The 22,352-nt window shown below is 68.3% G+C and carries 22 protein-coding genes, 2 pseudogenes and 1 riboswitch; of the genes and pseudogenes, 11 read left to right on the top strand and 13 right to left on the bottom strand.

From position 1 onward, the window contains the following. Positions 1–138: 138 nt before the first annotated feature. From O1R50_RS23915 to O1R50_RS23905, 3 genes and pseudogenes are all read right to left on the bottom strand, one after another. A pseudogene (locus tag O1R50_RS23915) lies at positions 139–426 on the bottom strand (transposase); the annotation flags it as partial. A 61-nt stretch (positions 427–487) separates the two neighbouring features. Further along, a complete protein-coding gene (locus O1R50_RS23910) occupies positions 488–988 on the bottom strand; it encodes a DinB family protein (protein ID WP_270112769.1) in 501 nt (166 codons plus the stop codon). Positions 989–1,445: 457 nt separating this feature from the next. Then, positions 1,446–2,807 (bottom strand): dicarboxylate/amino acid:cation symporter, encoded by a 1,362-nt coding sequence (locus tag O1R50_RS23905; RefSeq protein ID WP_270112768.1) that lies wholly within the window; start codon positions 2,805–2,807, stop codon positions 1,446–1,448. A 341-nt stretch (positions 2,808–3,148) separates the two neighbouring features. On the opposite strand from O1R50_RS23905, the gene O1R50_RS23900 reads away from it, so the two are divergent. The 3 genes from O1R50_RS23900 (at position 3,149) to O1R50_RS23890 (ending at position 6,700) form a co-directional block, all read left to right on the top strand. Further along, positions 3,149–3,589 carry a fluoride efflux transporter FluC gene (locus O1R50_RS23900; RefSeq protein WP_270112767.1) on the top strand — a complete coding sequence of 147 codons (441 nt, stop codon included), beginning with the start codon at positions 3,149–3,151 and terminating at the stop codon, positions 3,587–3,589. Next, positions 3,586–3,948, top strand: coding sequence for a fluoride efflux transporter FluC (locus O1R50_RS23895; RefSeq protein ID WP_270112766.1), 363 nt, complete (start codon positions 3,586–3,588; stop codon positions 3,946–3,948). Before O1R50_RS23900 ends, O1R50_RS23895 begins: the two co-directional genes overlap by 4 nt. A 232-nt stretch (positions 3,949–4,180) precedes the next feature. Continuing rightward, positions 4,181–6,700: a S8 family serine peptidase gene (locus O1R50_RS23890; protein ID WP_270112765.1), complete on the top strand. Its 2,520-nt coding sequence runs from the start codon at positions 4,181–4,183 to the stop codon at positions 6,698–6,700. Positions 6,701–6,741: 41 nt separating this feature from the next. Here the strand turns inward: O1R50_RS23890 and O1R50_RS23885 are convergent, their stop codons facing one another. The 9 genes and pseudogenes from O1R50_RS23885 to O1R50_RS23845 form a co-directional block, all read right to left on the bottom strand. Further along, positions 6,742–7,008, bottom strand: a complete 267-nt coding sequence (locus O1R50_RS23885; RefSeq protein ID WP_270112764.1) for a hypothetical protein — start codon at positions 7,006–7,008, stop codon at positions 6,742–6,744. Beyond that, a complete protein-coding gene (locus O1R50_RS23880; RefSeq protein ID WP_270112763.1) occupies positions 7,001–7,327 on the bottom strand; it encodes a hypothetical protein in 327 nt (108 codons plus the stop codon). Before O1R50_RS23880 ends, O1R50_RS23885 begins: the two co-directional genes overlap by 8 nt. A 19-nt stretch (positions 7,328–7,346) precedes the next feature. After that, positions 7,347–8,119: pseudogene (locus O1R50_RS23875) on the bottom strand (transposase family protein). 190 nt (positions 8,120–8,309) lie between these two features. Continuing rightward, entirely contained in the window at positions 8,310–8,960 is a 651-nt protein-coding gene (locus O1R50_RS23870; RefSeq protein ID WP_270112762.1) for a hypothetical protein, read from the bottom strand. Continuing rightward, positions 8,957–9,619: a hypothetical protein gene (locus O1R50_RS23865; RefSeq protein WP_270112761.1), complete on the bottom strand. Its 663-nt coding sequence runs from the start codon at positions 9,617–9,619 to the stop codon at positions 8,957–8,959. The genes O1R50_RS23870 and O1R50_RS23865 overlap by 4 nt, the downstream gene beginning before the upstream one ends. Positions 9,620–9,654: 35 nt before the next feature. Next, a complete protein-coding gene (locus O1R50_RS23860; RefSeq protein WP_270112760.1) occupies positions 9,655–10,227 on the bottom strand; it encodes a hypothetical protein in 573 nt (190 codons plus the stop codon). A gap of 230 nt (positions 10,228–10,457) precedes the next feature. Beyond that, positions 10,458–10,991 carry a hypothetical protein gene (locus tag O1R50_RS23855; RefSeq protein WP_270112759.1) on the bottom strand — a complete coding sequence of 178 codons (534 nt, stop codon included), beginning with the start codon at positions 10,989–10,991 and terminating at the stop codon, positions 10,458–10,460. Positions 10,992–11,626: 635 nt separating this feature from the next. Continuing rightward, positions 11,627–12,007, bottom strand: a complete 381-nt coding sequence (locus O1R50_RS23850; protein ID WP_270112758.1) for a hypothetical protein — start codon at positions 12,005–12,007, stop codon at positions 11,627–11,629. A 73-nt stretch (positions 12,008–12,080) separates the two neighbouring features. Beyond that, complete coding sequence (locus O1R50_RS23845; protein ID WP_270112757.1) at positions 12,081–12,665, bottom strand: hypothetical protein; 585 nt, start codon at positions 12,663–12,665, stop codon at positions 12,081–12,083. 367 nt (positions 12,666–13,032) lie between these two features. On the opposite strand from O1R50_RS23845, the gene O1R50_RS23840 reads away from it, so the two are divergent. Together O1R50_RS23840 and O1R50_RS23835 are read left to right on the top strand one after the other, a co-directional pair. Beyond that, positions 13,033–13,596: a hypothetical protein gene (locus O1R50_RS23840; protein WP_270112756.1), complete on the top strand. Its 564-nt coding sequence runs from the start codon at positions 13,033–13,035 to the stop codon at positions 13,594–13,596. A gap of 66 nt (positions 13,597–13,662) precedes the next feature. After that, the gene (locus O1R50_RS23835; RefSeq protein WP_270112755.1) at positions 13,663–14,646 is read left to right on the top strand and encodes a hypothetical protein; all 984 of its coding nucleotides are present in this window, start codon (positions 13,663–13,665) and stop codon (positions 14,644–14,646) included. 117 nt (positions 14,647–14,763) lie between these two features. Here O1R50_RS23835 and O1R50_RS23830 read toward each other — a convergent pair whose 3' ends face one another. Then, complete coding sequence (locus O1R50_RS23830) at positions 14,764–15,501, bottom strand: SDR family NAD(P)-dependent oxidoreductase (protein WP_270112754.1); 738 nt, start codon at positions 15,499–15,501, stop codon at positions 14,764–14,766. A 91-nt stretch (positions 15,502–15,592) separates the two neighbouring features. Then, a riboswitch (cobalamin riboswitch) is annotated at positions 15,593–15,800 on the top strand. A gap of 41 nt (positions 15,801–15,841) precedes the next feature. Between O1R50_RS23830 and metE the strand changes: the two genes are divergently transcribed. The 6 genes from metE to rimI all read left to right on the top strand — a co-directional run bounded on the left by metE (position 15,842) and on the right by rimI (position 22,328). Further along, on the top strand, positions 15,842–18,091 hold the full coding sequence (gene metE, locus O1R50_RS23825) for a 5-methyltetrahydropteroyltriglutamate--homocysteine S-methyltransferase (RefSeq protein WP_270112753.1): 2,250 nt from the start codon (positions 15,842–15,844) through the stop codon (positions 18,089–18,091). Between the two features lie 76 nt (positions 18,092–18,167). Beyond that, complete coding sequence (alr, locus tag O1R50_RS23820) at positions 18,168–19,355, top strand: alanine racemase (protein ID WP_270112752.1); 1,188 nt, start codon at positions 18,168–18,170, stop codon at positions 19,353–19,355. A 76-nt stretch (positions 19,356–19,431) separates the two neighbouring features. After that, entirely contained in the window at positions 19,432–20,634 is a 1,203-nt protein-coding gene (locus tag O1R50_RS23815) for an alpha/beta fold hydrolase (RefSeq protein ID WP_270112751.1), read from the top strand. A 79-nt stretch (positions 20,635–20,713) separates the two neighbouring features. Further along, positions 20,714–21,190: a tRNA (adenosine(37)-N6)-threonylcarbamoyltransferase complex ATPase subunit type 1 TsaE gene (gene tsaE / locus O1R50_RS23810; RefSeq protein ID WP_270112750.1), complete on the top strand. Its 477-nt coding sequence runs from the start codon at positions 20,714–20,716 to the stop codon at positions 21,188–21,190. After that, on the top strand, positions 21,187–21,843 hold the full coding sequence (gene tsaB / locus O1R50_RS23805) for a tRNA (adenosine(37)-N6)-threonylcarbamoyltransferase complex dimerization subunit type 1 TsaB (protein WP_270112749.1): 657 nt from the start codon (positions 21,187–21,189) through the stop codon (positions 21,841–21,843). The genes tsaE and tsaB overlap by 4 nt, the downstream gene beginning before the upstream one ends. Positions 21,844–21,869: 26 nt before the next feature. Then, positions 21,870–22,328 (top strand): ribosomal protein S18-alanine N-acetyltransferase, encoded by a 459-nt coding sequence (gene rimI, locus O1R50_RS23800; RefSeq protein WP_270112748.1) that lies wholly within the window; start codon positions 21,870–21,872, stop codon positions 22,326–22,328. The last annotated feature ends 24 nt before the right edge of the window (positions 22,329–22,352 follow it).

Here is a 22,352-nt window from a genome sequence, read left to right as displayed (position 1 = left end):
CGGCAACCGCGAGTGGCCGAAACGGTCGATATAGGTAACCGACTGCACGCCACCGAATTCATACTTCGGTCATCCGCCTTGTCCCGAAACCCCTGCAGCGCACACCAAGAAGGTTAAAACGCAAGCTAAGAGCTTGTCTCAGTTGGCGAGCTTCTTGTAGCAGGTGATGGCGGCCGCGAGTGCGAGGAATGCTGCGAAGAGGTGGCCGTGGCGTTCGTATCGGATGGTGAGTCGGCGGTAGCCGCCGAGCCAGGCGATGGTGCGTTCGACGGCCCATCGGTGGCGGCCGATGCGGACTGAGGACTCGATGCCGCGGCGGGCAATCCGGTCACCGATCCGGCGTTCGCGCGAGGCCCGGTGGCAGTCGGGAATGTCGTAGGCCTTGTCGGCGTGCAGCTTCGCGGGTTGCGGCGGGCGGTGCGGACGTGTACGGACGGGATTGGTGAGTGTCGGGACCGGGCCGCCGTCGGGTCGGTCCCGACACCGCTCATTCTCCGGTGGTGCCGTCTGCCAGTTCGCGGATGATGTCGAGGTGCCCGTTGTGGCGGGCGGTCTCCTCGATCATGTGCAACAGGATCCACCGCAGCGAGCACGGCTCACTCCCTGGTGGGGGCCCTTGTTCCAGCGCCTCGAGCGGCAGGGCGTCGGCGATCTCGACCGAGCGGGCGCACTGCTCGTCGTACTCGTCGAGGAGCCGCACGAGCGGAACGTGTTCGACCCGCATCTCGGCGTCGGGGTCATCGTCGGTCCAGGGCCCCTGGTCGGGCAGACCGAGAAGGCTGACCTCGAACCAACTGTGCTCGACCCAGCGCAGGTGCGAGACCAGTCCCGCCGCGGTCATGAGAGGCGAGGGCAGGTATGACCGGTGGGCAAGATCTTCGGCGAGTCCCTCGGCCTTGCTACGGACGGTTTGACGCTGCCAACGCAGCCGCTCGTACAGCGCGGCGCGCTCGTCTGGTGGTTGCGGTTGGGCTTTGTCGCGTTTCATTGATGTACTCCAGGTTCGCGGGTGTCATCCCCGCCCGTGGAGGCATCGCGTCAGCGCACTCGACAGGAGGGGGACACCGGATCGTTCAATTTCGACACCGCGTCTCACCTCCTTCCTTTCGCTTGCGGTCCAGAGCAACCTATCAACATCCGCTATCGGAGCACCGACCCGGGGGCCCACGGGAGCCTGCAATGCAGCACCCTTCTCGTCTCCAGCCGAGGATCATGCCTACGCCGAGGACCGGTCCCGGGGACAACCGTCCAGCTTGAGCTGCATCGGTACTGGTCGGCATCATGCGTGAACGCATTCGCTCGATGCCTGGCGCCAGATGGGCTGTGGGACATCACTCATCAAGCGGCCGTCCGTACATGGCGGACAGCGAAACGGGGGCCGGTCCGATGCGGACCGGCCCCGCTCTTTCAGGAGAGAGGGTAAAGCCTCAAGATTCCTATAGGGTCTAAGCGGGTTGCAGCGCGGGCTCGCCCTTGCGAGGCGGCTCCTCCGAGCCGGCCTCTGCGGCACCGCCGAAGGCGGCCTCGGCGTCCAGCGGCACCGGCTTGGCGTCGTACACCTCGCGGTCGAGGATCCGCTCCGACTTCGCCACGATCACCGGCACCACCATCTGCCCGGTCACGTTCGTGGCCGTGCGGATCATGTCCATGATCGGGTCGATCGCCAGCAGCAGACCCACGCCCTCCAGCGGCAGGCCCAGCGTCGAGAGCGTCAGCGTCAGCATCACCGTCGCGCCGGTCAGGCCCGCCGTCGCCGCCGAACCGATCACCGACACGAACGCGATGAGCAGGTAGTCCTGCACGCCCAGCGGCACCCCGTACACCTGCGCCACGAAGATCGCGGCGATCGCCGGGTAGATCGCGGCGCAACCGTCCATCTTCGTCGTCGCACCGAACGGCGACGCGAACGACGCGTAATCGCGCGCCACCCCGAGCCGCTCCGTCACGATCCGCTGCGCCAGCGGCAGCGTCCCGACCGACGAGCGCGACACGAACGCGAACTGGATCGCCGGCCACGCCTTGCGGAAGAACTGCACCGGCGAGACCTTCGCGACCAGGCGCAGCAGCACCGGGTAGACCACGAGCATCACGATCAGCGCGCCCACGTAGATGTCGATGCTGAACACCGCGAGCGGCTCCAGCAGATCCCAGCCGTACGCGAACACCGAATTGCCGATGAGCGCCGCGGTGCCGATGGGCGCCAAGCGGATCACCCACCACAGGGCCTTCTGGACCAGCGCCAGCGCCGACTCGTTGAATTTCAGGAACGGCTCGGCCTTGGCCCCGAGCTTCGCGGCGGCCGCACCGACCACGATCGCGAGGAACACGATCTGCAGCACGTTCACGTTCACGAACGCGTCGACCACGTTCGTGGGGATGATGCCGGTGAGGAAGTCCGTCCACGAACCGGTCGTCTCCGGCGCGGCTGCCGAACCGGTCAGGGTCACGCCCTCGCCCGGGTTCGTGGCCAGTCCGATCGCGAGTCCGATCGCCACGGCGATGGCCGAGGTGAGCGCGAACCAGCCGAGGGTCTTGGCGACCAGGCGGCCCGCGTTCGCGAGATTGCGCAGGTTCGCGATCGAGGCGACGATCGCGGTGAACACCAGGAACGGGACGATCAGGAACAGCAGCTGCACGAACAGCGTGCCGATCGTCTCGAGGGTCGTGCCGAGCCAGGCCACTGACCATTCGCGGGCCACGTACCCGAGCACGAGGCCGAGGGCGAGGCCGATCAGGAGCTGCCAGGCGAACGGGATCTTGAAGCGCTTGCGCTGCTTCGTATCGGTTGCTTCCGCGGTTGCGGACATGGTGAACCTCTTGGATTCTGGGCGAACAGCACGGTGCGGGGACGCAGCGGCTGCGGGATTTCAGGGAGACGCTGGGGTGGGCTCAAGGCCAGCGAGAAAAGGGAGACATCGGCGAGCCCGCCGGTGAAGAGGTTCGGGGCTAACGACAGAGCACGGTCGACACGCGGCAGAAGTCGAGGTGACGCCTGCGTGTCAGATGCTGGTCCGTGATCGTGTAGCTCATCGCGAACCAAGGTTAGCGGCACTCGCATAACGGGCGCAAGGGTCAGTGAGGGACCGCATACGGCGCCGCGCGAGGGAGGGAATAACGGCGGCCCCGCCGCTCCGGATAGATTCAAGACGTGCCCGAATCCCCGCGCCCGCCGCTGCGCCACATGCTCCGCGCCGTGTCCAGGCCCGCCCTGATCGCGGTCGCGGCGGGCGGCGCGATCGGCGCGCTCGCCCGGCACGGGCTCAACGTCGCCTTCCCCACGGTCCCCGGCTCGTTCGACCTGGCCACGTTCATCGCCAACACTGTCGGCGGACTGCTCATCGGCGTCCTCATGATCACGGTCACCGAGGTCGCGCCCGGCCTCAGCATGATCCGCCCCTTCGTCGGCGTCGGCATCCTCGGCGGCTTCACCACCTTCTCCACGTACATCGTCGACATCGGCAGGGCCGCGAACGCCGGGGCGACCGCGCTCGCGGTCGTGTACGCGTTCGCGACGATGGCCGCGGCGCTGCTCGCGGCCGCCTTCGGCATGTACGCGACCCGCCGCCTACTGGTGCGGAGCCGCGCATGACGCTCCTCCTCATCGCGACCGGCGCCGCCGTCGGCGCGCCCGCGCGCTTCCTCACCGACCTCGTCGTCGCCCACTACGCGGGCCGGTTCCTGCCCTGGGGCACCTTGGTGGTCAACGTGTTCGGCTCGGGACTGGCGGTGTTCCTCGTGGTCGCCGTCGCCGACCCCGGCTGGTCGGCGCTGCTCGTCACCGGCTTCTGCGGCGCGCTCACCACGTACTCGACCCTCTCGTACGAGACGCTGCGGCTCGTCGAGGACGGGCGCTGGCACCACGCGCTGTGGAACGTGGCGGCGAACCTCGCGGGCGGCCTCGGCGCGGGCCTGCTCGGATTCGGCCTCGCGCACCTGATCGCGGGCTGACGAGCCGCCGCGTTCGCGGCCGGTCGCGACCTCGCGTTCGAGTGCCCGTTTCGAAGGCTGACGCCTGACTCGTCCCGCTGATCCCGACACGCAACACGGCCGCGCGGCAAATGCGCGCTTCGCGCATCGCCATGCCCGACGATCGAGGTCCTGCCATAGCTGCCGGTCGGGGGCCCGGACGCCTCCGGAGCGCCCGACCGGCACAACGCGAAAGGGACCCCTGATGCCGGGCTTGCGCCGAAACTCACCTGACCGCCACGGTCGGCCGACCGGGCCACGCGGCACTCGGACGACCGCGTTCGCCGCGGCCGCGATCGCCCTTCCGCTGTTCGCCGCCTCGGCCCCAGCGGCCCAAGCGAACACCGAGGAACCGCCCCAGGTCTGGCTCGTCGAGCTCGCGCCCGGCGTGGGCGCCTCGGTTCTCGAGGCCGCCGCGCACGGCCTCGACTACGAGATCCGGCACGACTTCGAACGCGTCTGGAACGGCGTCTCCGTCGAGACCGACCCCGCCACCGCCCGACGCCTGGAACGCCTCGACCTCGTCGAAGAGGTCTGGTCCGACGTCCTCTTCATGGGCCCCGCCCGCGTCGGCGACCGGCCCGAGGAGGCGCAACCCGAACTGGCCCAGGCGATCCAGACCACGCGCGCGGCGGACGCGCACGACCGGGGCGTCACCGGCGAGGGCGTCAAGGTCGGCATCATCGACACCGGCATCGACTACACCCACCCCGACCTCGGCGGCTGCTTCGGCCCCGACTGCCGGGTCGCGTACGGCACCGACTTCGTGGGCGACGAGTTCGACTCCGACGACCCCGAGCACACTGAGCCGGTCCCCGACGAGGACCCGGCCGACTGCGGCGGGCACGGCACGCACGTGGCGGGCATCGTGGGCGCGGACGGGAACGTCACCGGCGTCGCCCCTGACGTCGAATTCGGGGCCTACAAAGTGTTCGGCTGCGACGGGTCCACCAGCTCCGAGGTCATCATGCAGGCCCTCGAAGCGGCGCTCGACGACGGCATGGACGTCGTGAACCTCTCGCTCGGCCAGTCGTTCCAGTGGCCGGGCTACCCGACCGCCGAGGCCGCCGGCCGACTCACCGAGGAGGGCGTCACCGTCGTCGCCTCGATGGGCAACGACGGCGAGACCGGGATCTACTCCGGTTCGGCGCCGGCCGTCGGCTCGGACGTGATCGCCGTGGCCTCCACCGACAATCCGCAGCAGCGCATGGACGCCGCGTTCGTCCCGGCCCTGGACCGTCGCATCGGCTACCGCAGCATCAATGACACGCCCGAACCCGAGCCGGGCGCCGCGACCGACCCGCTCGTGTGGTTCGGCCGCGCCTGCCCCGACGACGCGTCCGAAGGCGATGTGGCCGGGAAGGCCGCGCTCATCGTGCGCGGCACCTGCACGTTCAAGGAGAAGTACGCGCGGGCCGTGGCCGAGGGCGCGACGAGCGTCGTCATCTACAACGACCGCTCGGGTCCCTTCGGCGGCACCGGCATCGAGGACGGCCCCGTCCCGGCGCTCGCCCTCACCGACGCCGACGGCGCGGACCTGCACGACCTGGCCACTATCGGCAAAGCACCGGTCCTGGAGTTCACCGGCGAGACCGTCCTGGTCGACCTCCCGCGCGGCGGCCTCGCCTCGTCGTTCACCGCTTACGGGCCCGCCCCGGACCTGTCGTTCAAGCCGGACGTGACCGCCCCCGGCGGCGGCATCTGGTCCACCGTGCCGGTGGCCGACGGCTCGTACGAGTCCCTTTCGGGCACTTCGATGTCGTCCCCCCACGTCGCGGGCGCCGCCGCACTCCTGCTCGACGACGACCCGAAGCTCACGCCACGCGACGTGCGCACGCGACTCGCCAACTCCGCCAAGCCTGTCGCATGGGGCGAGAACCCGGACCTCGGCGAACTCGAAGCGGCGCACCGGCAGGGGACCGGCGTCATCGACGTGATCGACGCCCTCGACGCCGAGGCCTGCCTCTACCCCACGGGCGTCAACACCGGCGACGGCACGGGCCCGCGCACCTTCGAACTCCAGCTCACTTCGCGCGACAGCGAGATCCGCTCATACGAGCTCACCCACCGGTCCACGATCGCCACCACAGGCGACACCCGTGACCCGGGATTCACTGCGGCCGAGCCGAAGGTGACGTTCGAGCCGAAGCACCTCAATCTCTACCCGGGCCAGAAGGCCACCGTCACCGTGACGGTCGAACCGAGCGCCGACCTGCCGCTCGGCAGCGTCTTCGGCGGCCGCATCACCGCCCGCCCCGACAGCGGCGAGTCGCTGACCGCCGCCTACTCCGGCTACCAGGGCGACTACCTGGCAATCCCGGTCCTCGAGCACCCGGAGTTCCCGCGCCTCGCCGTCATCGTCGGCCAAGACCCGGAGACGCACGAGTTCGACTACCGCGACATCAAGGAAGGCGAGACCTTCAGCCTCACCGAAGGCCCGGACCTCGCCGCCCTCGTGTACCTCGGCCACCAGGTCTCCGCAATGGAAGTCAGCGCCGAGAACGCCGACACCGGCGAGATCATCGAATGGGAGCCCGAGCAGTACCTGCAACGCTCCCCAGGCCCGGACGACGCCATGGGCATCCACCTTGAAGACCTCGCAGCCGCCCGCCCCAGCGCCCTCGAACCGGGCCAATGGACGTTCCACGTCAAGGTCCTGAAAGCCCTGGGCGACCAAGCGAACCCGGCCCACTGGGAGCAATGGGAATCACCGGCTTTCACCCTGACGGACTAGCAATCCACACAAACCGAGGCCGGGCCCCTACGGGCCCGGCCTCACCTGCCTCCGTCGCTCTGCGGCTTCGGGAACTTCGCGGCATTGAACAGCCTCCTGAGGTGGCGTTCGACCTCTCCGACCGAGACATCTTCGGCCGCATAGGGATCGATCTCGACGCTGATCGTGCTGTCGGAGCGGACGATCAGGCGCAAGAGGCCGTTGTCAGCGTCGGTGTCGGAGACGACCTCGACTTTGGGTGTATCGACGCGGGCGAGCGCGGACAGCAGCTCGTTCATGCCGTCGCCGGGAATCCGGTTCTCAGACACTGGCACTGCCTCCTCCGACTGCCGCGAGCACTTGGACCCGGGCGTTCACGCACCCGGCACGCAGCGCGGTGAGCACAGCCCCGACCTCCTGAGACACGTCCTCGCAGTAGGAGACACCGCGGGCGAGATCGTGCGGGAGCCGGACGCTCTCCAGCTCCAGAGCCAGGGACGTAGTCACCTCGATCGAGAACTCCGTCGAAGACGCCACGACCATGGTGGCACCGAGCCCGGCCGCCACCGGGTCACCGCGGAAATGCGAATCGGCGGCGATCTGCCGCAACTGCCGAGCCGCCTCACTGAATATCTGATCGGCACTCATGAGGGTGACTGAACCTGTTTCATCGTGATCGGTGTTCGTAGTCGTTGAGGACTTGGATTGCTTTGGCGATCTGGGTGACTCGCTGTGGGGCGCAGCGGACCTGGTCGAGGATGGCCCAGGTCTTGAGCTGGGCGAACATGCGCTCGCCGGGGCCGCGGAGCCGGGCGTGGAGGCAGTTGGCCTCCTTCTGCCATGCCGGTTTGTTCTTCCCCTTGATCGGTGTGATCACCAGGTCGTGGTCGAGTCCGTCGTAGCCTTTGTCTCCCAAGGCGAACAAGCCGTGCTCGGCCAGCAGCCTGGGGATCTGCCAGATCCGGGCGGCCTTGGTGTCATGGATCGAGCCGCGGATCGCCCCGGAGACCCACAACAGATTCCCGCGCGCATCAGCGATGGCCTGCAGGTTCATCCCGTGCCGCTTGTGTTTCCCGGAGTAGAAGGGCCGGTCGATCTGGTTGCGGTCGATGTGGACCAGGGTGCCGTCGAGGATGACGAAGGCCGCACCGGTGCGCTTCGCGTGGCGCAGGGCGTCTCGGATGCCTGGGGCGTGGGCGGCGAGCAGGTCGATGGTCTCGCGGGTGCGCCGCCACGCGGTCGCGACCGAGATGCCGATCCGGCAGCGAGGTCGCGCAGTGGTTCGCCTTTGCGCAGATGGGCGAGGGTGAGCAGGGCCTGAGTGCCAGGGTCGAGGGCTCGCCAGCGAGAGCCGATGGTCTTGCGGTGGGCGCGGATGAGTCGGGCAACTCGGTCGAGGGTCGCGGTGGACAGCGGGAGAGCGGCAGGGTAGAACAGCAAAGGGAAGCTCCTGGCGGACAGCGGATTTCAGCACCTGCGTTCTACCAGGAGCTTCCTTGCTGCTCGCCTTCAGGGATCGCTGCGGTCATGCCAGAGACGCTGCACCGCAACAGAACTCATCCACCTTGAAACAGGCTCACTGCCATGTCGGGTTTCCTTCCTGCGCAGAGGGACTGGATCGCCAATGCGGCTAGTTGGTTTCGGGCCATCGTGCGAAGTCCTGGTAGTCACTTTCGGGCGCGATCCTGACATGCGGCGGCGTGTATACAGGTTCGTTGTCTTGGACGACGCAGTCCGTGCCGATGTCGAGCCCATAGAACGATGAGTACTGGACCGTGAGACCGTCATCGCGCTCGGCGCTGACCACGATGTCGGTATCTCCTTGCGGCTCTTTGGTAGGTTCCAAGCCCAGCTCTTCAAGTGCGTCGAAGATGAGCTGGGCGTGCGCGAGCCTCTGTTCAAGGTCGCTCTCGTGAACGTCGAAACCGTAGTTGACGGAGACAGATACGAATCCGTCCCAGGAAGCATTGTCATCCCAGCCCGACGTGCAAGTCCTGGTTATCCAGCCCCGACTGCCGAAGACGGTAAAGCCTTCGTCGTCCACGGGAAGTTCTGCAATGAGCTGACCTGCCAAGTCCTCTGCGACAAGGAGCGCTTCACTCGATGTGTATTCGGCAGTGAGTTCGGGCGGCCGCCCTTCGAGATCGTAGATGAACCAGCGGTATGCGCCGCAGCACCCGGCTGCCAGCACCAGTACGCTAATCAGGACGTAGGAAGGCCAATGATTCCGGCTTCGGCGCACTGGCTTCGGGGTGACGGGCGGATCGCCGATGGAGATCATGACAACCCAGCTTCGGTCCGCAGATCGACCGAGAGCGAAACAGTCGTCTCACGATCGCTGCTGCTGAACCAGACCAAGACGTTCCCGGCATCGACAAAATCCGCGAATCCCATGAACCGGCGACCTTGCGGAGTCGCCGCGTACTCAGCCTCTGCGAAGTCCATCTGCTCGTCAAGCCATGCCGAAAGCTCCTCGGAGCCGATGGCGTTGTTGCCGGACCCGGCGATGCAGCCCTGGAGGACCCGCCGAACCTCGTCGAACGGGATGTCCCACTCGCTCGCCGAATACTCGTAGTTGCCATAGGCAGCTTCGCAGTAGATGCTCAGCATGTTTTCCGAGGTGTCGGTCATCGCATGGGCGGAGAATGTGAGTTCAACGTCCTCCAGAGGGAACACCCCTTCCAATTCCCATGAGAGCCGATCGGCTTCGACGCGAGGGTCCTCTTGAGGTTCGGCGCGCGCGGGGAAATAGGCATCCGTGATGGGGCCCCCGGAGTTCAACCATTCACCGACCTCGAGCCCTTCGATCGCCTCGGTCCATGTGGTGATGTCGGCGCCCGGGATCGGGGTCAGCGGGATGGGTTCGGATGACACCTCGTAGGTCGCGAAGTCGTCATGCAGCTCCGGCCCGGTAGCGCAACCTGCGACCAGCGCGAACATCAAGGGCACCAATGCAACGCATCGGAGCAAGGACTTCATATCAGGGTCGCCCCGGAGATGACGGCGTCGATCTCGGTGCGCAGGTCGGGGTCGTCGGGGTGGACGATGCCCATGAGGAAGACCGAGCGATTGTCGTCGGTGAGGATGTGGAGGATGTGCCCGTACATCGGCTCCTCATCGGCTGTGCTGACCAGCCAGGTGAAGCGGTAGGCCTCCTGACCGTCGACTTCGGTGGGCTCGGAGAGCAGGATCTGGCGGTCCTCGGCGTAGGGATAGAAGTACTCGGAGTTCTCGCCCGCGATGACGGAGATGCTCATCGACATCTCCTCATCGGTCATCGCCTCACCGGAGAACGCGAAGACGGAGGCCCCGCCGATCTCAGTGGCGGTGCTCGCGCTTGAAGTAAAAGCGTCGATGAGGTCCTCGGAGGCGAGCTCCTCCCAGCCTTCGGGGAGGGTGTAAGAGATCCCGGACTCGGAGTCTTCGATGACCAGGCCTTCGGCCTCAGATGCACCCGGACCGTCGCCGCCGCGATCGGACAGGAACCACCACGCCCCGGCCCCGCCACCTCCGACGACGAGGAGCGCGAGCACGACGACGAACGCCACTGTGCCGCCGCTCCGCTTGCGGGGAGGCGGAGGCGGAGCATATCCGGGCTGAAACCCCTGCGCACCAGGCGAATACGGCGGCGGACCCGCCATTCCCTGCGGGTGATAGGCACCAGGCTGAACATACTGCTGCGGTGGCGGAACAGGCGGCCGCTGCTGCTGCGGCGGCTGCCCGTAGGGCTGCTGGGGGTTCGGATTGTGGTACACGAGGGGCCTTTCGACTGAGGGGCTCAGAGATGGTCGGCGTAGGGATTCGGTCCGGCTTCGGCGGAGTCGGGCTCACGAGCCCAAGGGACCATGCCGTTCGCGGTGGGAGACTCGGATTCGTCGGACGGCGATGCAGCCTCTTCTTGGGGCTCTTCGGGGTAGCCCTGGATTTCGTCCTGGAGGCGGTTCATGACGTCGTCAGAACTTCCCGGGACGACGCCACCCGCTGGCGGAATGTACTGGATCTCGCTGTGGTCGCTGGCGGGGACGCAGCCCGACTGGATCTTCAGTGAAACCGCCTGCGCGACGCTGTACCAGAGGGTGATGCCGTCGTCTCGGCGTGCCTCAAGCTCGAACCACTCACCGTCAGGGCTGGTGTAGTCCCAGGTGATCTCGTAGCCCTGGTCAGTCCACAGCTCGCGCAGTGCATCCACATAGGTTTCCCTGGCGATTGAATCCGTGGGCTCGCGAGCGCCCTGCGCCCGCGTGGCCCAGAATGCCGAGGCACTGGAATACGCCACGCGAAACGCGAACTCCTGAATGTCGATGCCGGTCATGGCATTAGCGACATCGTCGCTGTGAGAAGTGGTCGCGCTCCCGAACTCCTCCATTCAGAGAAAGGAGATCCTTCGAAGCCTGCTCGACCAGGTCCGGGTTGATCGACACGGTCTCTTTCACCGGGAGTCTCCAGCAGCCGTTCCGGTGGATTTCGGGTAGGGATGGCACCAGGGGTTTGATGTCATTTGTCGTCTCCGTGGGGATAGGAGGGAGCTCAGGACTGTTGGTCACTGTATCGAGTTGGTGGGTTACGTGGGGTACACGACTCGAATGCCGGGATCACAAGTGTTTGCGGTGCAATGTGAGTCGTGTCCGCCCGGGTGAGATTGCGACGGACCGGGCGGACACGCGTTCAGGGGTTGCGAGGCGGGACGCACCGGGGCACAGGGAAGACCTTCGGGGCGAGTCGGGCTTTTCGGCAACGAGACTCAGGGTACCGGGGAATCACACTCTGTGCGGTACACGGAAACAGGCGCAGGTGAGCGGGGGCACGATCGCGGGGGGGGGGGGGGGGGGGGGGGGCGCCGCGCCCCCCCCGCCCCCGGGGGGGGGGGGGGGGCGCCGGGGCGCGGGCGCCGCCGCCGGGCGGGGGCGGGGGGGGGCTGCCCCCGGCCGCCCACCCGGCGCTGTTTCGTCAGTGGTCGCAGGTTCTGGTGCTGGCAGCCCATGTCTCGGCGGCAGGCTGCGCCAGCACCAACTCGTTGGCGAGCGCCCATACGGTGTGGAGCGGTTCGGCGATTACGAGTCGCGGACGCGGTGTGTCGAGGTTGATGACGGACCCGATGAGGGCTGGGTGGGTGTGTCTGAAGGTCAAGCGGAACCGTGTTGGCCGACCGAGTGAGTACCGCACCTGGTGCCCGTCGATGGTTTCGACAGCGAGGATCGGGAGTCCGGCGAGGTCGATCGGGAATTCTGGGTCGGGCGGCTCGGTGCGGCGGACGGGCAGCGGGATCGCCTGCAGCGCTTTGATGTAGCGGGCGCGGATGCGGCGGGTGGTGTAGCGGTCGGGGATCATGCGGCCGCTCCGAACGCACCGCCGCTGGCGAGGATGATCGTGTGGCCGGTGTCGAAGGCCTGTTCCCAGTCGGTCATGTACGTACCGGCCGGTCGCGGCGATGGACGCGGGTGGTTCTGACGCGGCTGGATCCGCCAGTGGGCCGCGCGCCGTCGCGCGGCCGGTCGCTGCGGACCTCCGAGTCAGGCTGGGCTGCTTGTGGTTCGGGCCATTCGGCGGTGCCGGGGAACCACGCGTCCTTGGGCGGGACCCAGGCTTCGGCGGGGAGAGGATCGGGGGTTTCGTCTCGGCGGTGGCGGCCGGTGCGCTCGTCCTTGTACCAGCCGGGGGACCCGTACGGTCCGGGGTCAAACGGGTCGTAGGGCCGGTTGGCGTCGATGATCCAGGTGTCGCCGGGCTTGTGGCGCAGGTGCATCGGCTCATACCGCGGGCTGCGCGGGTCGGAGTCGGGAGCTTCCTCGTCGCAGCAGGCCGGGTGGTGCTGGTACCGGTAGGCGCTGGGGCACGTCGGGTCCGGCTCGCCGTCGGCGAGGAAGAGCCGTCGACCGGCCCAGTCGTAGTAGCCGGCCTGGTCACTCGTGCCGGTGATCGCGCGCAGCGGCGCGCCGGGACCGAGGGAGTCGTGGCGGTAGAAGGCCTGCTGGACCAGGACCATCATGCCCGCCTGGTTGCGGTGGGCCGCGAGTTGATGAGTTGCGCTACGCCTGTTTTCGCGTAGGGTGGAGTCTGCCATCGGAGGGCTTCCTTCCGTTGGGGAAAGGTGGGCCGCCAATCTGATTGGACTCTGAGGGGCGGCCCACCGGCCATATTCAGTTGGTGTTGAACAACGTGCGACTCGCACGTGAGTTCAGGCTGACACAGCTTTTCGCGGAACCGCAAGCGCGACACACCTTCGTGTGCAAAAGCGTCTAGAAACGCTCTGACACCTCACGCTCATCAGCCGTGTTCCGTTGTACCCCAGTGCAGGCAGCGCTCCACTACCCTGGGCCGCGCCCCTGAACATTCCCGGTTTCCTGAGGATGCCCATGTCCGATGACCTTTCCGATACCCCAGAACAACAAGTCCCTCAACAGCAGTTCGCTTCGGTCCCCGCATTCCAGGGAATGCTGATCGTCCACGCGCTGGCGGCTGGAATCATCGGAGTCCCCGCGTGGATGATCACGATCGGATTCGGCGTCATGGGTGCCGACAGCATGAGCGACTTCTACGCGATTCACTTCTTCTATCTAGTGGTCTTCGGCATGACACCGGGGTTGAACCTCTTGGCGACGATCCATCTGCCATCGCGTCCCGCGCGGGCCAAGCGATACCTCGCTCCGGTGTTGGTGTTCGCCTGGATACAGGTCTCCTGCGGCGCGCTGTTCGCGGTCGTGGCCGCGGCTTCGGCATTCATCGTTCCGCTGTTCTTCGCGATCTTGTACACCTTCGTTGTCGTTTGCATCGCGAAAGCTACAAGCGAGCTGGAGGCCGGGGGCGAAGGCGTGCGATCGGGGCGTCTGGTTGCAGTCGACCTCGCTGTCTTCACGCTCGCCAGCGCGGTACTCGCGATTCCAGTGGCAGTGTTCGGCCACCTGTACCGCGTCTTCTGACATCCGGTTCGAAAGCCGACCGCTGCCGGTGCCAGGCCGAACCCCTTCACGTGGAAAGGATCCTCCGTGGCTTCGAGCCCGACTCCTCAGACCTCCGACACTCCCGGCCCTGGCCAGGCGTCGTATCCGGGGGCAAAGGTGGCCTTGTGGGCGCAGGTGCCGATCCTGATCTTCATCGGCACCGCCGGATACCAGCTCACCGTCGGATTCGCCGTGATGTCCGGGTACTCCACCGCCCAATACCATCAACTGGCGCAGGGCTTCATCCTCTTCACCGTGCTGCCCGGAGCGCTTCATATGTTGGCGGCCGTGAACATCGGAGCGACGCACCGCGGCATGGCGTACTTGGCGCTTTCCACCTTGGCCGCGGCGGTGCAGACCATCGTCTTGGCGACCGCCTGGGCTCCCTACGGGTGGTGCATCGCCGCCCCTATAGCGGGCCTGTCGGCGTATGCGCTGTTCAGTACCTTGCGGAAGCGTGAAGACTCGCCTGCCGGACTGGAGCGTCCCTGGCACCGCCGCCTCGCATTCGACGGCGCCGTAATAGTCCTCACCGTCGCGCTGCTCATCACCCTCACGGGAGCGAACAACCGCGCGAACGATGCCGAACATCCTTTCCCCGCAAGCGAATTCGACAGCAGTGAGGCCAGTGACCGCCTTGCGGACGCGCTCGACCCGCTGCTTGCGGTGCTCGCAGGAGTGGAAGGGCTTCCCGAGCCCGTCGCCACCAGCGACAGCGCTGCCTGTCTGGACGGCGGGCACGAGGATGCGAATTGGATCGAGTTTGAGCACTCGTACCGGTTCGAGGACCCGGATGCGACAGTGACGATCTCCCCGAACGCCGGGGCCGGGGCGCGCGCGATCGTGGCGGTTCGCGAGCACGTGTCCGGGAACGGCTGGGACACTTTCAGCGAGAACCGCGCGCAGCCCTGGACCTACGACCTGTACGCCACCCACGACAACGGCATCAAGATCCACTTCCAGATCGGCGCCGGCATGACTCGCCTGACCGCCGAGACCGACTGCGTCGAGAAGGTCGACAGCGAATAGCCGGTCTCGGCGCACTCCGAAAGCCCGGTGTGCCTCTGGGTGAGAGTCCCTGAGCGCAAAGGTACGAGCCGGAACCTTAGGGGGAGCTGAAGTGTGGCGCTTCCCTCGGCGGTGGTCTCACTGGCGGCGGTGGACCTGCTGGGCTCCCGTTTGGTCGCGCGGCATGATCGTGATCTGGTCGACGTTGACGTGCGCGGGTCGCGTTGCGACCCAGGCGATCGTCTCGGCGATGTCGTCGGCGGTCAAGGGGGTCATGCCCGCGTATACCGCGTCCGCGCGTTCCTTGTCGCCTTCGAAGCGGACCAAGCTGAACTCGGTCTCGACCATGCCCGGGTCGATTTCGCAGACGCGGACCGGTTGGCCGAGGAGTTCGAGGCGGAGGACGCGGGTGACGGCCGCTTCGGCGTGCTTGGCGGCGTTGTAGCCGCCCCCGCCGGGGTAGGGCTGGTGCGCCGCGATGGAGCCGATCACGACGACCTGGCCGTTGCCGGAGGCGACCAGCTTCGGCAAGAGCGCCTTGGTGACTCGGATCGTGCCGAGCACGTTGACGTCGTACATCTGCTGCCACAGTTCGAGGTCGGCCGCGGCGATCGAGTCGAGGCCGAGGGCCCCGCCCGCGTTGTTGACGAGGAGGTCGCAGCGGCTGATGACTGCGGCGAAGGCGGCGACCGAATCCTCGTCGGTGACGTCCAGCGGCAGCGCCGTCCCCCCGCACTCCGCCGCGACCTCGGCGAGCCGGTCCGCCCGGCGGGCCCCCAGCACGACCTCGAAACCGGCTTCGGCGAGGGCCTTCGCGGCGGCGGCCCCGATCCCGCTGCTCGCTCCCGTGACTACTGCTACAGGTCTGGTGCTCATGGAGCCCGAGCCTACCCATTCGACAGGCGGCCTGAAACGCGCTCGTCCCACAGTGCGGCCTCGTCTGGGGCCCGTACCGGTGCGCGGCCGTACCATCGGATCCGACGCTGGTTCCGGAGCGGTGCACTACCGCCCCGGCTAAGAGGGAATCTGGTGGGAATCCAGGACTGCCCCGCAGCGGTGAGAGGGAACGAAACCCGCCATGAGCACTGGGCCCGGAACCTGGGAAGCGGTGGGGATTAGGTGCCGGAGACGGCGCGCCCTCGAGTCCGAATACCTGCCCGCGTACCGCGCGCGACCGCGCGCGGTCCCGTTGTCGCAAGTTCGAGGGAACTGACACATGAACACGACTACCAGCGTGCCCTCCAAGGGCCTCAAGGCAACCGCGCTCGGATACCCGCGCATCGGACCGAACCGCGAGCTCAAACGCGCGCTCGAAGCCCACTGGTCCGGCCGGCTCGACGCCGCCGGGCTGCAGGAAGCCGCGGCCTCTGTCCGCTCCGGGATGCTCGACGACCTCGCCCTGCTCGACACGGTCCCGACCGGGACGTTCTCGCTCTACGACCACGTGCTCGACACCGTCGTCGCCGTGGACGCCCTGGCCCCCCGCCACCGCCGTGAGACCGAGCTCGCCTCTTATTTCGCCGCCGCGCGCGGGGACGACGCGGCCGTCCCGCTCGAGATGACCAAGTGGTTCGACACGAACTACCACTACCTGGTGCCCGAGATCGGGCCCGAGACCGCGTTCGCGGCGAAGCCGGCCAAGACGGTCACGGAGTTCGTCGAGGCGAAGGAGCGCGGGCTGGACGCGCGCCCGGTGCTGCTCGGCCCGGTCTCGTTCCTGCTGCTCGCCAAGCCGAGCGAGGACGCGCCTGCCGATTTCTCGCCGTTCGACCGCCTCGACGACCTGGTCCCGGTCTACGTCGAGCTCCTTGCCGCCCTTCGCCACCACGGGGCCGGGCGCATCCAGCTCGACGAGCCCGCGCTGTGCGCCGACCGCACCGAGGCGGAACTCGCAGCGGTCGCCGCGGTCTACCGGCGGCTCGGGGCCGAGATCCTCGTCGCGGGCGGTTATGGACCGTTCGGAGAGTCGCTGCCGGTGCTCCTCGAAGCCGGCGTGGAGGGCATCGCCCTGGACCTCGTGCGTGGCCGCAGTGATCTGGAAGCACTTGAGGCACTGGATGTTTCACGTGAAACATTTTTCCTCGCAGGTGTGGTCGACGGCCGCAACATCTGGCGGGCCGACCTCGAGAAGGGCGCGGCCGATCTCGCACGGCTGCAGCGCATCAGCGACCGTGTCGGGGTGTCCTCCTCGTCCTCGCTGCTGCACGTCCCGGTCGATCTCGACGCCGAGCAGGAGCTCCCGGAGGCGCTGTTCGAGCGCCTTTCGTTCGCGCGACAGAAACTCCGCGAGATCAAGGCGATCGCCGATCCCGAAGGTTCCCGCGAGGCCCGCCCCGAGGCCCCGGCCGACTGGCGCGACGCCTCCGTGCGCGAGCGCCTCGCCGCCCTCGACGCGGACGCCGACCGTCGCGTGCCCTACCCGGAACGCCAAGCGGCCCAGGCCGAACGCGTGCCGCTTCCTCCGCTGCCGACCACCACGATCGGCTCGTTCCCGCAGACCGCCGAGCTGCGCAACGCACGCGCCGCGCACCGCCGCGGCCTGATGATCGACGCCGACTACAAGGCCCGTATGAAGGCCGAGGTCGCCGCCGTCATCGCCGAGCAGGAGAAGCTCGGCCTCGACGTGCTCGTCCACGGCGAGCCCGAGCGCAACGACATGGTGCAGTACTTCGCCGAGCAGCTCACCGGCTTCGCGACCACGGCCGCGGGCTGGGTGCAGTCCTACGGTTCGCGCTGCGTGCGCCCGCCGATCCTGTACGCCGACGTCACGCGGCAGGCCCCGATGACCGTCGAGTGGACCTCGTACGCGCAGTCGCTCACCGAGAAGCCCGTCAAGGGCATGCTCACCGGGCCCGTCACCATCCTGGCCTGGTCGTTCGTGCGCGACGACCAGCCGCTCGCGGACACCGCCGACCAGGTGGCGCTCGCCCTGCGCGACGAGGTCGCCGACCTCGAAGCGGCCGGGACCGCGATCATCCAGGTCGACGAGCCCGCCCTCCGCGAGCTCCTGCCCGTGCGCGCGGCTTCCCGTGCGGCGTACCGGGACTGGGCCACGCGCTCGTTCCGCATCGCCACGTCGGGCGTGCGGCCGGAGACCTCGATCCACACGCACCTGTGCTACTCCGAGTTCGGCGAGGTCATCGACGCGATCGCGGCCCTGGACGCCGACGTCACTTCGATCGAGGCCTCGCGTTCGAAGATGGAGGTCCTCGCCGACCTCGACCGCGCGAACTACCGCAGCGCGGTCGGCCCGGGCGTGTGGGACATCCACTCGCCGCGCGTCCCCGCCGCCGAAGACATGGCCGAGGCCCTGCGCCTCGCCGTGGACGCGCTCGGCCCCGAGCGGGTCTGGGCGAACCCCGACTGCGGCCTGAAGACCCGCCGCTACGAGGAGGTCCGCCCGTCCCTCGAAGGCCTGGTGGCCGCCGCGCGCGCCGTGCGCGAGCAGCTCGCCAAGTCCGCGTAGTGCGGGAGTGCGTGCCCGCCGACCCGGTCCTCGGCGCTGCCGGAGCCGGACGCGGCGGGCACGTACCCTTGCATATGTGGCGATCGACAACTACCGAGTCCTGACCGAACCCGAATTCGGCACCATGTCAGGCCTGGCCAAGGCCAGCGCCGACTGGCGCCGGCTCGCGCACAACGTCCAGGCGCTCGCGGCCGTCGCCGGGGTGCCGATGATGGCGATGGTGAAGGCCGACGCTTACGGGCACGGCATGGTCCCGGCATCGCGGGTCGCGGTCGAGGCCGGGGCGGCGAGCCTCGGGGTCGTGACGCTCAGGGAGGCATGGCGGTTGAAGCGCCTGCCCGACATGGCGGACACGACGGTGATGGCGTTCTTCTTCGCTCCGGATCAGCCGGGCCTGGCCGAGGTGGTCGGTGCCGGGATCGAGCTCGGCGTCTCGTCGATGCTGCAGCTCGACGCGGTCACCGCGGCGGCCGACAAGGCGGGCCGCCCGGCGCGCATCCACCTCAAGGGCGACACGGGCATGTCCCGCGGCGGTGTCGCCGAGCCCGAGTGGGCGATGGTGGCGGAGGCCGCGGCGAAGCATCAGGCGGCGGGTTCGCTGGTCGTCGTCGGCGCGTGGAGCCATATGGCCTGCGCGGACGAGATCGGGCACCCGGCCAACGCCGAGCAGAAGGCCGCGTTCGAGCGGTTCCTCGGCACTGTGTCCGCATCGGGCCTCGAGCCCGAGGTGCGGCACCTCGCGAACTCCGCGGCCCTGATCGCCGACCCGGAGACGCGGTACGACCTGGTGCGCCCCGGCATCGCCCTGTACGGCTACAACCCGGTGCCGCAGGTCGCGATCGACCTGCAGCCGGTGATCGAGATCCGGTCGGTCGTCATGTCGGTGAAGCGGGTCCCGGCGGGCACGGGCATCTCCTACGGGCACACCGTGCATCTGGAGCAGGACGCGAACGTCGCGCTCGTGCCGCTCGGGTACGCCGACGGCGTCCCGCGCGCCGCCTCAGGCAAGGCGGAGGTGTACCTGGCGGGGAAGCGCCGCCGGGTGCTGGGGCGGATCTGCATGGACCAGTTCATGGTCGACTGCGGCGACGACGCGGTGAAGGCGGGTGAGCCGGTAGTGCTCATCGGTGCTGGTGAGCAGCATCCGGATGCGGACGACTGGTCGGCGTGGGCGGGGACGATCCCGAACGACGTGCTGACGGCGATCGGTTCGCGGGTGCCGCGGTTGTGGAACCGCGGTCTGGTGCCGCGCGAGGATGCCTGAGTACTGAACGCCGCGTCTCGCACGGTGCGGCGGTTCGGGGCGGAGAGCTTGGTGTTCGAGAGCATTGCGAGGCGGCATGAGTGAGCAGCAGGCCCGCCGGAGGCGCGGTTTCGCGATCGCCGGCGGGGTGACCGGTGGAGTGGCGCTGGGTGCCGCTTTGGCGTGGGGGGTGCCGCGGTATCTGGCGCGGCGCACGAAGGCGGCGTCGAGCGATCCGTACGCGCATGAGCCCTTTGAACTGCCGCCGCAGCGTTCGGTGCTGACGGTGGAGTCGCGTGACGGGGTGCCGATCCATGTGGAGACGGCGGGTCCGGAGGACGCGGACGTCACGGTGGTGTTCGTGCACGGCTATATGCAGGACATGGCGACGTTCTACTTCCAGCGGAAGGCGGTCGCCGAAGCGAATCGCGGCGGCGTGTCGCTGCGGGCGGTGCTGTACGACCAGCCGGGGCACGGGCGGTCGGGTCCGCTTCCCCGTACGGAGTACGGGATCGAGGATCTGGCCGAGGTGCTGCACGACGTACTGGCGGCGGTGGCGCCGAGCGGCCCGCTGATTCTCGTCGGGCATTCGATGGGCGGCATGACGATCCAGGTGTTCGCGCGGCTCTACGAGGCGGATTTCCGGGAGCGGGTGAAGGGCGTCGCGTTCTTCTCGAGCAGCGCCGCCGGGCTCGACACGGTGGAGACGAAGCCGATGCGGGCGCTGCGGCGGCTGCGGCGGACCGTGCTGCCGATGCTGCAGCAGGTGGCGGGTTGGACGCCGGATCTGATCGACCGGTCGCGGCTGCTGGCGGGGGACATCGGGTGGCTGCTGACGCGCAAGGCCGCGTTCGGGCATGTGGATCCGCCGGCATCACTGGTCACGCTGGTGGAGCGGATGAACCGGCGGACGTCGATGCAGAGCATCGTCGGTTATGCGCGCGCTATTCTCGACCACGACGAGACGGCGACGTTGCCGCTGTTCGAGGGGCTACCGGCGCTGGTGGTGGTCGGTGACGAGGATCTGCTGACGCCGCCGGAGCATTCGCGGCGGCTGGCGGCGGCGCTCGGGGGGTCGCGATTCGCGCTCATAGCCGAGGCGGCTCATTCACCGCAGCTGGAGTACCCTGGTGAGATCTCACAACTGTTGTTGGAGATGATCGACAAAGTCGTGGCCGAGATCGGCAAGGGCTCCGCTGTGTCGGGCGCCCCTAAGGCGGCGCCGCAGGAGCGCGACACCTCGCGGTATCGCAGGTGGTCGCCGTTCTCACGTCACCACGGGCATCGTCTCGAGCCGTGACTCGAGCTTGACTGAGCTTTTATGGACCTGCTGCGCCGCGCCGACAGGACGCGGCCCAGAGCACTTGGAGGAGTGAAACGTGAGGCTGACGCTCCAGACGGCCGAAAACACCCATGAGTTCGGGCTGCGGCTGGCCGCGGTCCTTCGCGCGGGCGACCTCGTGATCCTCACCGGCCCGCTCGGCGCCGGGAAGACCGCGCTCACCCAGGGCATCGGCGCCGGTCTCGGCGTTGAGGGGCGGATCACCAGCCCCACCTTCGTGATCGCCCGCTCGCACCGCGCGGGCATCGCCGGGGTGCCGCTCGTGCACGTCGACGCGTACCGACTGGAGACCCTGGACGAGCTCGACGACCTCGACCTGGACACCGACGTCGACGCGGCGGTCACCGTGGTCGAATGGGGCGCGGGCCTGGCCGAGCGCCTCGCGGAGTCGCACCTGGAGATCGCGATCGAGCGGCGGGCCGACGAGGTCCGCGAAGTCGTGCTGCACGGCCGCGGCGGCGACTGGGCCGAGCGTCTGGCCTCACTCGAGTCCCCGGTGGGTGCGTCCGCATGAGGGTCCTCGCGCTCGACACGTCCACAGCCGCAGTGCAGGCCGCACTCGTCGACCTCGACGACGACGAGCTGTTCCTGACCGCGTTCCGCCGCGAGGTGGACGCGCGCGGGCACGTGGAGAAGCTGGCGCCGTTCATCGAAGGCTGCCTCGCCGACGCTCGCCGCACCGTCAAGGACGTTGACGCGGTCGTCTCCGGCGTCGGCCCGGGCCCGTTCACGGGCCTGCGCGTCGGCATGGTCACCGCGGCCGCGTTCGCCGACGGCGCGGGCATCCCCGTCTACGGCGTCTGCTCGCTCGACGGCATCGGCGGCAACACGCGGGGCCGCGCCCTCGCGGCCACCGACGCGCGCCGCAAGGAGATCTACTGGGCCGTCTACGAAGACGGTGTGCGCGAAGGCGAACCGCAGGTGTGCAAGCCCTCGGAGCTGCCCGAGACCGGCGCGGACTACGCGATCGGCGAAGGAGCGAGCAAGTACGCCGACGAGCTCCCGATGGACGCCGAGGCCACGCCGATCTTCCCCGACCTGGTGAAACTCGTCGAACTCGCCGCGCCTCGCCTGCTCGCGGGCGCGCCGACCGAGCAGCTCACCCCGCTGTACCTGCGCCGCCCGGACGCGCAGCCCGCCGCGGGAAACCCGTCGCCGACGTCCTGAGCCGCCGCGTGGTACAGCTTGATGCGATGAACGACTTGCGGATCGACCGGCTGCGCTGGTGGCACCTGCCCGCCGTCGCCGAGATGGAGATCGAGATCTTCGGGCCCGAGGCCTGGAGCGAGGGCCTGTTGTGGACCGAGCTCTCGGCCGGGAACGACTACCGCGCGGTCTTCGAAGGCGACCGGATCCTCGGCTACGCGGGCACCGCGCTGAACGGCACCGAGCTTTGGCTCAACAACATCGCCGTCGCCGCGAAGGCCCGCCGCCGCGGTGTGGCGCTGATGCTCATGGACGATCTGATCGAGCGCGCGCGGGCGCACGACGTGAAGTCGGTGTACCTGGAGGTCGCGGTCGACAACGTCCCGGCCCAGCGCCTGTACGACCGGTACGGTTTCTACGGCATCGGGGTGCGCAAGAACTACTACCAGCACACCGGCACGGATGCCGCCGTGATGAGGATGGATTTGTCACATTCTTCGCCTTGACGGAGCACTCGCGTCATACGCGCA

It is taken from the genome of Glycomyces luteolus, assembly GCF_027622875.1.
GTDB lineage: Bacteria > Actinomycetota > Actinomycetes > Mycobacteriales > Micromonosporaceae > Glycomyces > Glycomyces luteolus.
This window is presented reverse-complemented; position numbering and strand designations above follow the sequence as displayed.

Coding starts and splice junctions, on each gene's coding strand:
- metE (WP_270112753.1), top strand. CDS start 15,842: ATGAACACGACTACCAGCGTGCCCTCCAAGGGCCTCAAGGCAACCGCG.
- O1R50_RS23840 (WP_270112756.1), top strand. CDS start 13,033: ATGTCCGATGACCTTTCCGATACCCCAGAACAACAAGTCCCTCAACAG.
- O1R50_RS23855 (WP_270112759.1), bottom strand. CDS start 10,991: ATGACCGGCATCGACATTCAGGAGTTCGCGTTTCGCGTGGCGTATTCC.
- O1R50_RS23850 (WP_270112758.1), bottom strand. CDS start 12,007: ATGATCCCCGACCGCTACACCACCCGCCGCATCCGCGCCCGCTACATC.
- O1R50_RS23845 (WP_270112757.1), bottom strand. CDS start 12,665: ATGATGGTCCTGGTCCAGCAGGCCTTCTACCGCCACGACTCCCTCGGT.
- O1R50_RS23865 (WP_270112761.1), bottom strand. CDS start 9,619: ATGTTCGCGCTGGTCGCAGGTTGCGCTACCGGGCCGGAGCTGCATGAC.
- O1R50_RS23880 (WP_270112763.1), bottom strand. CDS start 7,327: ATGAGTGCCGATCAGATATTCAGTGAGGCGGCTCGGCAGTTGCGGCAG.
- tsaB (WP_270112749.1), top strand. CDS start 21,187: ATGAGGGTCCTCGCGCTCGACACGTCCACAGCCGCAGTGCAGGCCGCA.
- rimI (WP_270112748.1), top strand. CDS start 21,870: ATGAACGACTTGCGGATCGACCGGCTGCGCTGGTGGCACCTGCCCGCC.
- O1R50_RS23815 (WP_270112751.1), top strand. CDS start 19,432: ATGAGTGAGCAGCAGGCCCGCCGGAGGCGCGGTTTCGCGATCGCCGGC.
- O1R50_RS23895 (WP_270112766.1), top strand. CDS start 3,586: ATGACGCTCCTCCTCATCGCGACCGGCGCCGCCGTCGGCGCGCCCGCG.
- O1R50_RS23870 (WP_270112762.1), bottom strand. CDS start 8,960: ATGATCTCCATCGGCGATCCGCCCGTCACCCCGAAGCCAGTGCGCCGA.
- O1R50_RS23905 (WP_270112768.1), bottom strand. CDS start 2,807: ATGTCCGCAACCGCGGAAGCAACCGATACGAAGCAGCGCAAGCGCTTC.
- O1R50_RS23830 (WP_270112754.1), bottom strand. CDS start 15,501: ATGAGCACCAGACCTGTAGCAGTAGTCACGGGAGCGAGCAGCGGGATC.
- O1R50_RS23910 (WP_270112769.1), bottom strand. CDS start 988: ATGAAACGCGACAAAGCCCAACCGCAACCACCAGACGAGCGCGCCGCG.